A 14,635-nucleotide genomic window follows, 5' to 3' on the forward strand; every position below is an offset into this window, starting at 1 on the left:
ATCAAATGAACGTCAAATTTCAATGAAAGAAAGATTCAGAACAGTATTGCTTCTATTATTAGTGTTTCAAAATAATATTTATTGTCAAGTTAGCATTTCTAGTAAACCTATGGAAGTATATTTACTCATAGGTCAGTCTAATATGGCAGGTCGTGGAGCTATTGATGCAGAGAGTGAGAAAACATCACAAGATATTTTTATGCTGGATAAATCTAATAATTGGGTGATAGCCAAAGATCCGGTACATTTTGATAAATCCTCAGCAGGAGTAGGACCGGCTATCAGTTTTGCTCAAGCGATGTTAAAAGATAAAATGAATGCTCAAATAGGACTTATACCTTGTGCCTGGGGAGGTTCTCCCATAAAAGTATGGCAGCCGGGGGTAAAGTATTTTGATAATTTTCCTTATGATGAGGCAATTGCACGAGCTAAAATAGCGTTGCAAAAAGGTGTTTTAAAAGGAATTCTATGGCATCAGGGTGAATCGGATAACGATTCCAAAAAAGCGGAGGTGTATTTAGAAAAATTAAAGGCTTTGGTTGCTAATTTAAGAATGGATTTGAATGCGCCAAATCTGTCGTTTGTGGCAGGGGAAATTGGCTATTTCAATAAAGAGAATCATATTAACACCATTATTAATAAGCTGCCTGACGAAGTAGCACATACAGCGGTAGTTTCAGCAAAGGATTTGACGGATAAAGGGGATCATTTGCATTTTGACACCGCTTCTGCCCGCGAACTAGGTAAACGATATGCTGCCGAGATGAAAAAATTAGAGCAGGAATCTTTTAAGGAAACTAAGAAACCCAGAGTCGTACTCACTTTTGATGATGCTGAAGTGAGTCATTTGACTAATGTAGCTCCTCTGTTGTTGAAATATGGCTATAATGCTACCTTTTTTGTTTGTGAATTTCCTATTCGTCAACAGGATGAAAAAGAGCAATATTTGGTTTGGAAGCAAATTAAAAATCTTCATGATATGGGATTTGAAATTGGGAATCATACGGGGCATCATAAAAATGTTACCAAATTGAGTGTTGAGGACATTAAAAAAGAAGTGGGTTTTGTTGATGAAAAATGTAAGGAATTTGGAATCCCAAAACCGATATCTTTTGCGTATCCGGGGAACCGTTATGACACCATATCTCAAAGAATTTTAAAAGAAATGGGGTATAAGTTTGCAAGAACCGGAGGCGCTAAGTATTATAAAGTAAATGAAGATTCCAGGTTGGCGATTCCAAGTTATACCGTAATATCTTCTTCTAAATATAAGGAGCGCACTTTGGAAGCGTTACAAAATTTAAAAGAGGAAGATGTTCTGGTATTAACTTTTCACGGAGTTCCTGATTTAATTCATCCTGATTACTCAACTTCAATTGATTTTTTAAATGAAATTTTGCAATTTATTAAAGAGAAAAAATATAAGGTTGTTGCAATGAAGAGTTTATGATATGAATAAAATAGTATTTTATTTTTTGTAAGTTAGTACTTTGAAAAAATAAAACAGATGATTGGACTTTTATTTATATATTGGATATGGAAAGCTTTCAGCAATTTAGCTATTGAGTACAATAAGAATAAATGGAAATATTTCTTTTTTGGAATAGTGTCTTATTATGCAAGTAGTGTTATAGTCGGATTTGTTTTAGCCATTGTGATGGGTTTTATAAATGGTTTTGATTCTGTTGCTAATGAAAATTATGACACATCTGGTTGGAATTTGTTTTTTGTCTTTTTTGGAGGTTTAGGATGTTATGGAGCTTATAAGTTTTTAGAACGCAAAGGAGAAAAGGAAAGAGAATTAGTAGAAAAAGAAGGAATAGACAGTATAGGTTTATTTGAAGAAAATTAAACTACCATTAAATTACAGCCGCGAATATCCGAATTATCAAAACGTCCCAATACCTCGAAAGAGTTGTTGGGATATTTTTTGCCTAAATCCTGGGTGGCAATAAAAGAGCAGGAATTGATATTAGCAAGGTCAATTACGTTGATACCGCCTGTTTTTCCTTGTGGAATGTAAGTCAAAGCATCTTCGGTATCGCGAATGAGGATTTGCATCCAGGAAGGACATTCAAATATGCCATTTCCTAAAGAATAGGCTTGGGATAATAATTCGGTCATGCCATACTCCGAATGGATGGCTGAAACACCAAAACCATCACACAATTGTTTGTGTAGTTCTTCGCGAATCATTTCTTTGCGTTTGCCTTTCATGCCTCCAGTTTCCATGATGATGGTGTTTTGGAGGTTAAGTTTTTCTTTTTCAATTAAATCGAGCAGGGCATAGGTAACGCCAATTAGAATGACATTTTGTCCTGATTGATCCAGTTTGAGTAGTTTTTTAATCAAATCGTCATGATTGTGCAAATAAAAACCACTCTCGGGATGATTGGAAAGTTTAATTAAATCTTCGACCATGTAAATTAGTGAAGAACCTTCTCTTTCCAGATAAGATGGAAGCAGAGCCAAAACGACATAGTCTTCGATGTTTCCATAAAATTCGGCAAATCCCTTTCGGTAGCTTTCCTCGTATAAAGTCACGTCGGTTACAAGATGTTTACTGGTAATCATGCCTGTAGTTCCGCTACTGCTAAAAGTAGTTTGAATGGGATTGTTATTAGAAACTACATTGTGGCTTTTGAAAAACTGAATGGGTAAAAACGGGATTTGTTGTAGCGATTTTACTTTTTGGACATCAGTTTTTAAGAAATCGCAAAATTCTTTATATACCAGGTTATTTTCGTACTGAAAACGGAAGACTTTTAAAGCTATTTTTTCAAATTGCTTTTGACTCGAAATAGTAAATATATCAGTAGCTGTAATCAAGAATTTTTTTCGGTAAAGGTATAAATTAAATACTTTTTGTTAGGAATAAAAAAAGCTTCAATTTGTATTTTGAAGCTTTTAATCTTATTTCAGGTTTTGTATTTATCTTACAATAAGTTTGCGGGTTGCTGTAGCATTTTGCTCATTAATCTTGATGATATAAACACCTGGAGATAGATTAGAAATGTTCAGCTCTCTGGTATTGAGAAGGGTTTGAAGTACTTTCTTTCCCAGAAGGTCAAAAATGATAATTTCTTTTTCGCCATCATTTTTAGTTGAGATACTTACTCGACCATTGCTTACAGGATTAGGGTACAAATTCAAGCCCTCAATAACTGAGGGGGCGTTCAGGTTTGTTTGCGGCTTATTTTCCTGAGCATAAATGCTTAGGGAGCAGAAAAAAACCATTAAAAGGATACTATAAAAGTAATTTTTTTTCATCAGCTTGATTTTGTGTAGTAAATATACAAAAAATCAAATAGTATGCCAAAAAAATGCCCTCCTAAATAGGAAGGCATTTAAATTATTGAAGAGGATTTATTATTTAATCAAACTAGCTCCTTTAACAGATGCCCATGTTCCTGCAGTAAGAGAAGCTCCAGTTGTAGTTGTGCTTGTGGTAAAATTACCAACAGGGAAACTAACCACAATTGAACCAGTTGCTCCTATTGGTGTTGTTTGAGTTGTGTTAGAGATTTTTGTGTTTGTAACTTTAATTTTAGCACCAGTAACTTGATTAGTATTTGTAGTTACATCCTGGATTTTTACAATTGCACCGTTATATGTTGTTGCATTTACAGTATATGTTCCGTAACCATCAACAATAACGTTGTTGAACTCTCCATTTCCTTCTTTTTTGAATTGGAATGCATCAATTTCTATAGAAGCATTGTCTTCAGGTGTACATCCAGCTGCTCTTTTTAGAGTAACTCCTTCCACTTTAGGGAAAAATGTATTGTTATTTCCTGAAGCCTCAATTTCCATTCCGAAATTACCTTTAACTTCTTGGTAAGCATACCAGTTAGTATTGTTTTGACCTTGCCATCCATCTTGCCAGTCAAAAGCGTCATCATAGTTACCATAAGAAATAGCATTAGTCATGCTTACAGTTCCTCCGAAGAATTCATATCCATCATCAGCACCTTTGTAAGAAACTAAATGATCTAATGTTGTTCCTGTACCACAAGAATAGAAAGTGAAACCGTTGTTTTCTTTTTGTCCATCAGCTAATTTTGCTCCGGCATATTCTACTCTTACGTATTTTAATGTTCCTCCGTTGTGAGCAGCATTAGTACCACCATAATTCAATGAATTTCCATCTTCTGATAATAAAGTTGTAAGTCCGCCAGCACCTTTGATTGGAGCATCACCGTACATGATAATTCCTCCCCATGAACCTGGAACTTCTGATTTTTCAGTAAATACAATTGGTTCAGAAGCAGTACCATTCATAATTGCTTTTCCACCATTTAAGATAACAAAAGCATTATCACCTGTTCCTTTATCACATGTAATAGTAGAACCTGCATCAAAAGTAAGTGTTACACCTGAAGCTACTTTTACTATTCCTTTTAAAGTATAATTTCCTTTTGCAAATGTCTTGTTGGCTGTAAATGTTCCTGTAATATCTCCTGTAGCCAGAACCGGAGCATCATCAGAAGAACTAGAGCAACCTGTAAAAATTGCAGATATAATCGCTAAACTTAAAATTAATTTTTTCATTTTGTTTTATTGTTTTTGTGTTAAAAATTTATGCAGCAAATATAGAATTGATGTTTTTTTTTGAGGTTAGCATAAGGTTATTCTATAGTTATAGAATATTGAATTTTACATGAATTTAACGTTAAGAATGTAAATTAAAAACACAAAAAAAAAAGACTGCTTTTTATAGCAGTCTTTTCTTTTAAAAGTATGTTTTTTATTAGAACTTATATTCAAAGCTAATTGAGAAGCCTGTCCCTTTTTTGTATTCTTGTACAGTTTTTGAGTCCGCTATAAAATTAACTTTGTTATCGTTGCCTATTATTTGTTTTCTATTTGGATTCAGGATATTATTTACACCTAATTTTAATGAATAATTTTCGGAAATTTTACTTGTCCATACAAAGTCAAGTTGTTGTACCGGTAATTCATAGATATGATCCAATCCTAATGAACCTACACTGTATATTCTTTTTCCAAAAACAGAATATACTAAGTTAGCTGTATTACTCCAGTTTTCTGAAAAGTTAAATTCGTATTTCACATCTCCATTTACTAACCATTTCGAAGCACCTTGTAAATCTCTACTTTGATGTGTTTCTGCAGTTTCAATTTTATTTCCTGTATTTGGATCTAATGTATATGGATTTACAATAACTTTAGTATTCATCAAAGTTGCATTTGCTCCAATGCTAAATTGTTTTAAAGAGTTATTAATTCTTCCTAAATCAAGAATTCCTTCAACTTCAATACCGTATAAATCAGCTTTTTTTGAGTTTAGGAATGTAGTGATATTTCCACCAGCTTCACCTCTGAAAGTTCTTTCGATTGGATTGTCAAGATGTTTAGCAAATGCACTTACTACAAAAAGTTCTTTGCTGGTTGGGAAAAATTCATATTTCAAGTCAAAGTTTAAGTTGTCGCTATTTACAACAAATGGATTTCCTTGTACACTTGTTCCATCACCATTGATGTATGAAATTGGAATAACTTCCATTGTTACAGGTTTAGTGTAATTTTTTGATGCAGCAAAACGAAGATTCGCTCTTTCTACTATAGCATATTTGATATTAAGTGCCGGAAGGAAGTAGTTTTTGTCGAAATTCTTTTTAAGGAATGGATCGTCAAATGAACCGTTGAAACGGTATTTAATTTCTCGGTTGAATTTTTCAAAACGAATTCCACCGCTAATTTCCCATTTGTCATTTAATTTGAACAAAACATTTGAATACGCAGCATTTGTGTTTTCAGCTAATTTAGTTTTATAACTTGTATTTGAATTTTCCTGGTAATTAAAATTGCCTGCAATTAAATCAGCATTTATAATTTTATCTAAATCTGAATTAATATGTCCGTTAATAGTAGAACTTCCGTTGGTCTTAATAAATCGATAAGATGTTTCAGTAAGGGAAGTATTTCCATTATATCCAAAAGAAAAATTATTTTTATCTTCTTTTCCAAACTTTAAGTTATACTCTAGTAAAGCTGAAAGAAAAGAATTTCCGTTTATATCTAAATATTGGCGAAGAAAATTGTTTGCACCATAGCTAATAGAAATATTGTCATTTGCATCGATGTTTCCTTTGTATATTTTTCTGTCAGGTTGTTGATAAGATGTTGTTGCAAAAGAGACTCCGGCTTTAATTTTTTGTTTTTTATTTTCACCAATTGAGTAATTAGCTAATAATTGTGAGTTGATATAATCGGATTGGTCTAATTGATTGGTGCGAATAAAAACATTTTTATTTTCCAATAATCCCCCGAAAGCACCTTTTTGATCCTGAATTAAATTATCAGTTGATCTTAAGTAAAATGTATTAGAAGTTAAATTTAAATTGCCTGTTTTATAGTTTAAATTTAACAATGTGGATAAAGCTGTTTTGTAGTGGTATTCAGATTTAAATGCGTTGTTGTCAAAAGTACCATTTTTTGCTTCAAAAGTATTATTATTACCTTGAGTAAAGGTGTAGCTATTATCTGCATTGATAGAAAGTAAGTATGAAAAATTTCTACCATTATTCAAATCAAATTTTTGTGAATGCAAAAATCCAATACTTGAATTTATAGGACTTGTAGATTCTGATACATTCCATCCCGATTTTAATCCGCTTAAAGCTTCGTTAGTAGTTAAGGTGTGGTTTGAAGGTGTTCCTCCTAAAGAATAAGGCAGTTCTCTATCACTTCCAGACAATCCTAAAAATCCTTTTGTGTTCTTTATGTCAGATGCTATAAGGAAAGGTGATAAATTGTTGTTTGTTGTATATCCAAAACCAATATTAAGTTTTGTTTCGCTTTTACTAGTTGTTGAAGTAGCGATATTGAATGTAGCTCCTGCAAAATCTCCTGAGATATTAGTGTTGAAGGTTTTGTATACGTCTATCGCTCCAACGATATCTGTTGGGAAAATATCCAATGGGAGAATTTTTCTGTACGGATTGTTTGAAGGTGCTGATAGGTCATTTACAAGTAAATTGTTGTATCGATCTTCTAATCCTCTAACAAATATACCTCTTGAACCTACTTTACTCACACCGGTAATTTTTGTTAAACCTTGTTCAACATTACTTACCCCTTTTCTGGACATTTCCTGAGCACCTATAGATTGTTTAATTTCTACTGCGTTTTTTTGTTCTAATAATAGAGCAGTTTCTTTTTGTCTGTTTACAGTAGATTTCACCACCACGTCCTTAAGAGTATAGGCTCCTGCAGACAGGGCTTGATTTATGGTTAATTTAGCTCCTTCAGTTACTTTTACAGGGAGTTCTTTAGGTTCGTATCCAACAAAGCTAAACTGAATAACGTAGCTTCCCGGACTGATAGTAATAGAATATTTTCCGTTAATATCTGTAGTGGCATTAAATTTCGTTCCTTTTATAAGCACATTTGCAAATGGTAATGTCTCATTATTAGAATCTTTGTCTGTTATTACCCCTGAAATCGTACCTTTACTTTGTGCAAAGCTAATTGTAGTGATAAAAAGTGATAGAATGAATAATCTAAGTTTCATAATTTGATTAAATTTTTTGCAAAGAAATGCTAGCTTTGTAAAGTTGGTGTTAATCGGTTGTTACGATTATGTTGCTCTAGTATTACTAAATTGTTATCTCTTTAAATTACGGTTAATAGGACTTTTATGCTGTTTTTTTATTGTTACATTTACAATCGCAAAAGAAAATTTGCTTGATATGAAAAAGAAAAACACAAAGATTTTACTGGTAGATGATGAACCAGATATTTTAGAAATCGTAGGTTATAATTTAACCCAGGAAGGCTATCAAATAGTTACTGCTTCTAATGGTAGGGAAGCTATTGCTAAGGCTAAAAAGGAATTACCTGATTTAATCATTATGGATGTGATGATGCCGGAGATGGACGGTATGGAAGCCTGCGAAAACATTAGAAACATTCCTGAATTAAGTAATGTAATCATAACATTCCTGACAGCAAGAAGCGAAGATTATTCTCAGGTGGCAGGTTTTGATGCCGGAGCCGACGATTATATTACTAAGCCTATTAAGCCAAAGTTATTAGTAAGTAAAGTAAAAGCTTTATTGCGAAGATTGAAAGAGGCCGGCGAACAGGATAGCGAAACATTAAATGTAGGCGGAATCGAAATTAATCGTGAAGAGTATAAAATCATAAAAGACGATATTGAGATTGCTTTACCACGAAAAGAGTTTGAGTTATTTTATCTTTTGGCGTCAAAACCAGGAAAAGTATTTAAAAGAGACGAAATTCTGGATAAGGTTTGGGGTAATGAAGTAGTTGTAGGCGGAAGAACTATCGATGTACACATTAGAAAACTTCGTGAGAAAATAGGTGATGACCTTTTTAAAACCATTAAAGGTGTAGGTTACAAATTTGAAGTATAGTAGTTATTTTTACAATACTTTTAAAAATCAAGAACAACTGTTAATAAATGAAAATTAGCTTTAAAAAAACATATAAGTTTGCCATCAAATCGGCATTTTACATCAGTCTTTTTTCTACCGCTTTTGTTATCTTTCTGGCGGTAGTTATTTTTAAAGCTTCTGTTCAAAGTTTATGGATTTTTGGAATTGTCTTTGTTTTTGCTATTTATCTTTTTTCTTTTTTGGTATTGCAATATCGTGTAGAGCGCTTCATTTACAGAAGGGTTAAAAAAATATACGATGATGTTTCCTTACTGGAATCCAGTACCCTGATTAATCAGCCCATTACAACTGATATGGAAACTTTGACCAGAGAAGTTAAAAAGTTTGCCACTGATAAGAAGTTGGAAATCGAAATGCTGCAAGTTCGTGAAGAATATAGAAGAGAGTTTCTGGGCAATATTTCGCATGAATTAAAAACACCATTATTTACCGTTCAGGGCTACATCTCCACTTTATTAGATGGAGCTATGGAAGATAAGGCTATTCGAAAAAAATATTTAAAACGTGCTGACAAAGGAGTAGAGCGTCTTATATATATAGTAGAAGATTTGGATATGATTACTAAGTTAGAATCGGGAGATTTGAATTTAGAGATAACCGAATTTGATATTGTCGAATTGATTCGAAATGTTTTTGACTTGTTAGAGATGAAAGCTGATAAGAAAAAAATCACTTTGAGCTTTGAAAACGAATACATCCGTCCCAATTTTGTCAAGGCTGATAAGGACCGAATTCAACAAGTTATCGAAAACTTGATCGTGAATTCAATCAAGTATGGTAAAAAAGAAGGTTCTACCGAAGTGGCCGTGGTGAATTTAACCAAAGAAAAAGTCTTAGTTAGAATAAGTGATGATGGTGAAGGGATTGAAAAGCAAAATATTCCAAGGCTTTTTGAACGTTTTTATCGTGTTAATAAAAGCGGTTCCAGGGCCGAGGGAGGTTCCGGATTAGGATTAGCTATTGTAAAACATATTATTGAAGCTCATAAAGAGAAGATATATGTAGAAAGTGAATTTGGAATTGGATCTGAGTTTTCATTCACGATTGAAAAAGCAAAGAAGGAAAAAAAGATTCTTCCGGAGGAATAGAAATAGTTTCTTATAAAATATGAAAAGGTGTCGTTGTTAATTCAACGGCACCTTTTTTTGTTTTTATATCGAAATGCAATCCAAAATCCCACTTTTTTACAGATTCAAAAACAGCTTATTTCTTCAATGTTAAGTAAATGTTAACAGAAAATAGTGCTGTTAAGTATTGTGTTTGCTGATTTTCTTGAATTTCTATATTGGTTTTCTGACATTATATAAAGGCTAATATGAATAAATCTTTACGTTATGTTTCCTTAAAGGTAACTCAGGCTTAATATTTACAACAAAGTTTAATATTAGGTTTGCATTAAAATAATATAAAGTTTATTAAAAGTTAAAATGAAAAAAATTTTATTTACAGGTTTACTGTTTGTTTCATGTTTGATTAATGCGCAGGAGGTTACAAACGATACGGTTAAATCTAATAGTGTAGATACATTAAAAACTGATGAATTAACCAGGTTAAAAGAATCAGTGGATGATCATTCAATGAAATTAGCAGGCTATGAGGAGCGATTTTCTGCCTTGGAAACAGTGGTTAATGAATTGTCTAAAATTAAAGTTTCAGGTTATATTCAGGCGCAATATGAAATGTATGATTCATGGGCTTCTGACGGTAGTCAGCACGGTATACCGGTAACAGGGTCAGCTTATGAAGACAACTCATTCTATATTAGAAGAGCGAGAATTAAATTTACGTATAAGCCTATTGACGGTGTGAATTTTGTGTTGCAACCCAACTTTGAAGTACATCAGGTTACTTTGAAAGATGCTTTTGTGCAATTGAATGACCGTTGGTTAAATACTTTCTCTTTATGGGTTGGACAGTTTAACAGACCAACATATGAGATAGAATATTCTTCTGCTTCAAGAGAATTTGCCGAAAGAACTTTAATGACCAGAACGCTTTACCCTACCGAAAGAGATCAGGGGGTCAAATTAGAAGCTGATTTTGCTACAAAGTTTGAGATTCCTTTAAAATTACAATTTGCAGTGTTAAACGGTAACTTTGGTGAAGGAGCTTTAGCTAATCAGGCGAAAGATGTTGATAATGGAAAAGATTTAATGGCCAGAGCGGTTTATTCTTTTAAATTCCCAAGTAAAGGTTTGGGTATTGATTTTGGAGCGCATACCTATCTTGGAAATACTACTGTAATTGCTCAAACAAGTCCTGTAACAGTATTTTCGGATGTGAATAATAATTCATTTACTCCTAATGTAGGAGATAAACTGAAAAAAGAATTGTTTGGAACAGAGATGCAGTTGTATTATGATTTCTTAGGAGGTTTGTCTTTAAAAGGAGAATACATTAGAGGAACTTATTCAGGAACAACTAATACTGCTCAGGTTAACACCTTGTTCAATGCTAACAAAGTAAGAAATGTAGAAGGTTATTATCTTTCATTGGTTAAAAATGTAGGTAAGGTAAATGAGGTTTCTTTGAGATATGATGTTTTTGATCCAAATACAAAATTGTCAGGAGATGGAGTTAAAACTAAGGATGATTTGAAATACTATAACTGGACATTTGCTTGGCAGTATTATTTCAATGATTACATTAAAGTAATGGCTTCTTATACATTGCCTGTTAATGAAAAATCTCTAAATGCCGGAGCGGATTATATTAAAGATAAACATGATAATATCTTCACATTAAGATTACAAGCTAGATTTTAATAAATATTAAATTTAAATTAAATAAATAGATATAAAATGAAAACAAATAAATTAAGAATCGCAGCAATTTTATTAGTTGTGATGACAATAGGTTTTTCTTTCACTACACTTAACAAAGTGACTGTAAAAGGATCTGATACAATGGTTATTTTGTCTCAAAAATGGGCTGAAGTATATATGAAGAAAAATCCCGGAGCTTCTATTCAGGTTACTGGTGGTGGTTCTGGAGTAGGTTTGGCAGCATTGATTAATGGATCTACTGATATTGCTAATTCAAGTCGTCCTATTAAGTCTTCTGAGGTAGAAAAATTGAAAGCAAGATACAATACTCTTGGTGTTGAAATTCCTTGTGCTAAAGATGGTTTGTCAGTATATTTAAATAGAGCTAATCCGGTTACGGCTTTGACAATTAAGCAACTTGGACAAATTTTCTCTGGTAAAATTACAAACTGGAAAGATGTAGGTGGTCAAGATGCTCCTATTAAATTATACGGAAGAGAAAGTAGCTCAGGAACTTTTGGTTTCTTTAAAGACAATGTGGTTAAAACAGATTTTTCTGCAAGTTGCCAAACATTGCCAGGAACAGCTGCAATTGTAAATGCGGTTAAAAAAGACAAATACTCTATTGGTTACGGTGGAGCAGCTTATGCTGAAGGAGTGAAAGATTGTGCAGTTAAGAAAGATGATAAAAGTCCGGCGATTTTGCCAACAGCAGCTACAATTAAAAATCATACTTATCCTATTACAAGATACTTGTATATGTACTTGAAATCAAAACCAACAGGTGAGATTAAAGCTTTTGTTGATTGGATTCTAAGTTCAGAAGGACAAAAATTAGTTGTTGAAACAGGATATTTCCCATTGAAATAATATTAGGTTAAAGATTTTTTATAAGGCCCTTGTTGTGAAAACAATAAGGGCTTTTTTGTTTTTAGTTCTTTTGAGTGATTGTTGTTTTGTTTTTTTATCAAAATTCTATTTGTTTTCTAATGTAAATTTATGATTAATTAACATTGATGGTTTAAAAAGTGCATAGTTTTAATAAATTATCTCCTAATTGTTTGGTTATGGTTAATTTATTGGCAACATAACACTGTCTTAACATTAGCTTAACATTGCCACCTCAACTTTGTAAAAAAATAAATCATAAGTTAAAAATGAAAAAAATTTTATTTACAAGTGTATTATTTGTTTCGTGTTTGATTAATGCACAAGATGTTGATAAAGTAGCAGTTGCGAAAGAAGTCGTTCGTGTTTTGGACTCCATTAATAAAGTTAAAGCTGCCGAAGAAAGTGCTAAGCCTAAAAAAGAACATTGGTATGATAATATAGGTTTAAGAGGTTATGTGCAAGTAAGATATAATGGTTTGTTATCAACAAATGATAAAGTGTCTTGTGACCAATGTGATAAATCCTGGGGAACTACTTCTACGGCTCCAGATGCAAAATCTACTAATGGTCTTTTTATCAGACGTGCCCGTTTAGTGTTTTCCGGACAAATCCATCCTAATGTTTTTATTTATATTCAGCCGGATTTTGCCAGTTCTCCTGCTACCGGAGTGAATAATTTTGTGCAATTGAGAGATGCTTATTTCGATTTGTCATTTGATAAAAAAAGAGAATTTAGAATACGATTAGGGCAAAGTAAAGTGCCTTATGGTTTTGAAAATATGCAATCCAGTCAAAATAGATTGACCTTAGACCGTAATGATGCCTTGAACAGTGCTGTGGCAAATGAGCGTGATTTGGGAGCTTTTTTCTACTGGGCTCCAAGTGAAGTAAGAGAACGTTTTGCAATGTTGGTAAAAGATGGTTACAAAGGTTCTGGAGATTATGGTGTGTTTGCTTTTGGAGCTTACAACGGTCAAACGGCTAATAAATCAGAAGGAAATAGAAATTTACATGTAGTAACTAGAGTAAGTTATCCTTTTGTAGTAGGAAACCAAATTATCGAGCCGGGTATTCAGGCCTATACTGGGAAATGGGCTTTTACAAGTGAACTTTCTACAGGTGTTGCTACTGCAAACAAACTAAATACTTTAGACCAAAGAGTTGCTGCATCTTTTATTTTGTATCCAAAACCATTTGGAGTTCAGGCAGAATACAACATTGGTAAAGGACCTCGTTACAATAAAGTTACAAATTCAGTTGATGTATCCAGTTTAGAAGGAGGGTATGTAACCTTGAACTATAAGTGGGATTTGCCTAAGCACCAGTTGTTGTATCCATTTGCTAAATTCCAATATTATGATGGAGGTAAAAAGTTCGAAAAAGATGCTAGAAGCTATGTGGTAAGAGATTATGAATTGGGTTTAGAATGGCAACCATTCAAGGCATTCGAATTGGTAGCGGAATGGGTAATTGCTGATCGTACTTTTGAAGATAGTGCACTTCCAAACAATAGGCAAAAAGGAAATTTATTGAGACTTCAGGCTCAGTTTAATTTCTAATTCAGAGCTAATTAGGTAGCTTTTTAGTAAAACAAACATAATATTAACTTAACATTGACAAGAGGTATATAAGGTACTTTTGTGCTAAATTAAAAACAATTAAAATGAAAAAATCAAATTTAAAATTATTCGCTTTTTTAGCAGTAATAATGACTGTTGGTTTGTCTTTTACAACATTGAAAAAAATCACGGTGAAGGGGTCTGATACGATGGTGATTTTGTCTCAAAAATGGGCTGAAGTTTATATGGCTAAGCATCCCGGAACGGTAATTCAGGTTACTGGAGGTGGTTCTGGAGTAGGTTTGGCAGCTTTATTGAATGGTTCTACAGAAATTGCTAATGCAAGTCGTCCTATAAAACCAGCAGAAGTTCAAAAACTAAAAGCAAAGTTTAAAACACAGGGAATCGAAATTCCATGTGCTAAAGATGGTTTGTCAGTTTTCTTGAATAAGAGTAATAAAGTTTCTGAATTATCAATTCAACAATTAGGAGATATCTATTCCGGTAAAGTTACTAACTGGAAAGAAGTGGGTGGAGATGATGCTAAAATTCGTCTATATGGAAGAGAAAGCAGCTCAGGTACTTTTGAGTTTTTTAGAGAGCATGTTGTAAAAGGTGACTTTGCGGCTAACGTACAGACATTGCCTGGAACTGCTGCTATTGTTAATGCAGTTAGTAAAGATAAATATAGTATTGGTTACGGTGGAGCAGCTTATGCTGAAGGCGTTAAAGATTGTAAAGTTAAGAAAGACGCTAAGAGTAAAGGTGTATTGCCAACTGCAGCTACTATCAAAAATAAAACCTATCCTATCGCGAGATACCTGTACATGTACTTGAAATCAAAACCAACTGGTGAAACTAAAGCGTTCATTGATTGGATTCTTAGCCCAGAGGGACAAAAATTAGTTGTTGAGACAGGTTATTTCCCAGTAAAATAAAAAAATAAATAATAACTATCCTTTATCGGGGGATACCA

Annotated in this window: 12 protein-coding genes; 8 read left to right on the forward strand and 4 right to left on the reverse strand. The window is 33.1% G+C overall.

Annotated elements, in window-relative coordinates:
• Positions 1-109 precede the first annotated feature (109 nt).
• Positions 110-1,450 carry a sialate O-acetylesterase gene (locus EOD40_RS17925; RefSeq protein WP_196781411.1) on the forward strand — a complete coding sequence of 447 codons (1,341 nt, stop codon included), beginning with the start codon at positions 110-112 and terminating at the stop codon, positions 1,448-1,450.
• A gap of 57 nt (positions 1,451-1,507) precedes the next feature.
• Complete coding sequence (locus tag EOD40_RS03825; protein WP_128193579.1) at positions 1,508-1,852, forward strand: hypothetical protein; 345 nt, start codon at positions 1,508-1,510, stop codon at positions 1,850-1,852.
• Here EOD40_RS03825 and EOD40_RS03830 read toward each other — a convergent pair.
• From EOD40_RS03830 to EOD40_RS03845, 4 genes are all read right to left on the reverse strand, one after another.
• Positions 1,849-2,829, reverse strand: a complete 981-nt coding sequence (locus tag EOD40_RS03830) for a LuxE/PaaK family acyltransferase (protein WP_128193580.1) — start codon at positions 2,827-2,829, stop codon at positions 1,849-1,851. The two genes, EOD40_RS03825 and EOD40_RS03830, sit on opposite strands and share 4 nt — an antisense overlap.
• A gap of 102 nt (positions 2,830-2,931) precedes the next feature.
• Positions 2,932-3,270 carry a T9SS type A sorting domain-containing protein gene (locus tag EOD40_RS03835; protein ID WP_128193581.1) on the reverse strand — a complete coding sequence of 113 codons (339 nt, stop codon included), beginning with the start codon at positions 3,268-3,270 and terminating at the stop codon, positions 2,932-2,934.
• A 99-nt stretch (positions 3,271-3,369) separates the two neighbouring features.
• Entirely contained in the window at positions 3,370-4,551 is a 1,182-nt protein-coding gene (locus EOD40_RS03840; protein WP_128193582.1) for a hypothetical protein, read from the reverse strand.
• Between the two features lie 199 nt (positions 4,552-4,750).
• Positions 4,751-7,537: a TonB-dependent receptor gene (locus EOD40_RS03845; RefSeq protein WP_128193583.1), complete on the reverse strand. Its 2,787-nt coding sequence runs from the start codon at positions 7,535-7,537 to the stop codon at positions 4,751-4,753.
• 178 nt (positions 7,538-7,715) lie between these two features.
• Here EOD40_RS03845 and EOD40_RS03850 point away from each other — a divergent pair, with 178 nt between their 5' ends.
• The 6 genes from EOD40_RS03850 (at position 7,716) to EOD40_RS03875 (ending at position 14,597) form a co-directional block, all read left to right on the forward strand.
• Complete coding sequence (locus tag EOD40_RS03850; protein ID WP_128193584.1) at positions 7,716-8,402, forward strand: response regulator transcription factor; 687 nt, start codon at positions 7,716-7,718, stop codon at positions 8,400-8,402.
• 47 nt (positions 8,403-8,449) lie between these two features.
• Entirely contained in the window at positions 8,450-9,532 is a 1,083-nt protein-coding gene (locus tag EOD40_RS03855; protein WP_128193585.1) for a sensor histidine kinase, read from the forward strand.
• A 339-nt stretch (positions 9,533-9,871) separates the two neighbouring features.
• On the forward strand, positions 9,872-11,209 hold the full coding sequence (locus EOD40_RS03860) for a porin (RefSeq protein WP_128193586.1): 1,338 nt from the start codon (positions 9,872-9,874) through the stop codon (positions 11,207-11,209).
• 36 nt (positions 11,210-11,245) lie between these two features.
• Positions 11,246-12,079, forward strand: a complete 834-nt coding sequence (locus EOD40_RS03865; protein WP_128193587.1) for a PstS family phosphate ABC transporter substrate-binding protein — start codon at positions 11,246-11,248, stop codon at positions 12,077-12,079.
• Positions 12,080-12,366: 287 nt separating this feature from the next.
• Positions 12,367-13,659: a porin gene (locus tag EOD40_RS03870; RefSeq protein ID WP_128193588.1), complete on the forward strand. Its 1,293-nt coding sequence runs from the start codon at positions 12,367-12,369 to the stop codon at positions 13,657-13,659.
• A 104-nt stretch (positions 13,660-13,763) separates the two neighbouring features.
• Positions 13,764-14,597, forward strand: coding sequence for a phosphate ABC transporter substrate-binding protein (locus tag EOD40_RS03875; RefSeq protein WP_128193589.1), 834 nt, complete (start codon positions 13,764-13,766; stop codon positions 14,595-14,597).
• Positions 14,598-14,635 lie beyond the last annotated feature (38 nt).

Source organism: Flavobacterium sufflavum (genome assembly GCF_004016525.1).
GTDB classification, from domain to species: domain Bacteria; phylum Bacteroidota; class Bacteroidia; order Flavobacteriales; family Flavobacteriaceae; genus Flavobacterium; species Flavobacterium sufflavum.

Excerpts from the sequence above, each read along its gene's own strand:
- EOD40_RS17925 (WP_196781411.1), top strand. The coding sequence starts at position 110 with ATGGAAGTATATTTACTCATAGGTCAGTCTAATATGGCAGGTCGTGGA.
- EOD40_RS03825 (WP_128193579.1), top strand. The coding sequence starts at position 1,508 with ATGATTGGACTTTTATTTATATATTGGATATGGAAAGCTTTCAGCAAT.
- EOD40_RS03835 (WP_128193581.1), bottom strand. The coding sequence starts at position 3,270 with ATGAAAAAAAATTACTTTTATAGTATCCTTTTAATGGTTTTTTTCTGC.
- EOD40_RS03840 (WP_128193582.1), bottom strand. The coding sequence starts at position 4,551 with ATGAAAAAATTAATTTTAAGTTTAGCGATTATATCTGCAATTTTTACA.
- EOD40_RS03845 (WP_128193583.1), bottom strand. The coding sequence starts at position 7,537 with ATGAAACTTAGATTATTCATTCTATCACTTTTTATCACTACAATTAGC.
- EOD40_RS03850 (WP_128193584.1), top strand. The coding sequence starts at position 7,716 with ATGAAAAAGAAAAACACAAAGATTTTACTGGTAGATGATGAACCAGAT.
- EOD40_RS03855 (WP_128193585.1), top strand. The coding sequence starts at position 8,450 with ATGAAAATTAGCTTTAAAAAAACATATAAGTTTGCCATCAAATCGGCA.
- EOD40_RS03860 (WP_128193586.1), top strand. The coding sequence starts at position 9,872 with ATGAAAAAAATTTTATTTACAGGTTTACTGTTTGTTTCATGTTTGATT.
- EOD40_RS03865 (WP_128193587.1), top strand. The coding sequence starts at position 11,246 with ATGAAAACAAATAAATTAAGAATCGCAGCAATTTTATTAGTTGTGATG.
- EOD40_RS03870 (WP_128193588.1), top strand. The coding sequence starts at position 12,367 with ATGAAAAAAATTTTATTTACAAGTGTATTATTTGTTTCGTGTTTGATT.
- EOD40_RS03875 (WP_128193589.1), top strand. The coding sequence starts at position 13,764 with ATGAAAAAATCAAATTTAAAATTATTCGCTTTTTTAGCAGTAATAATG.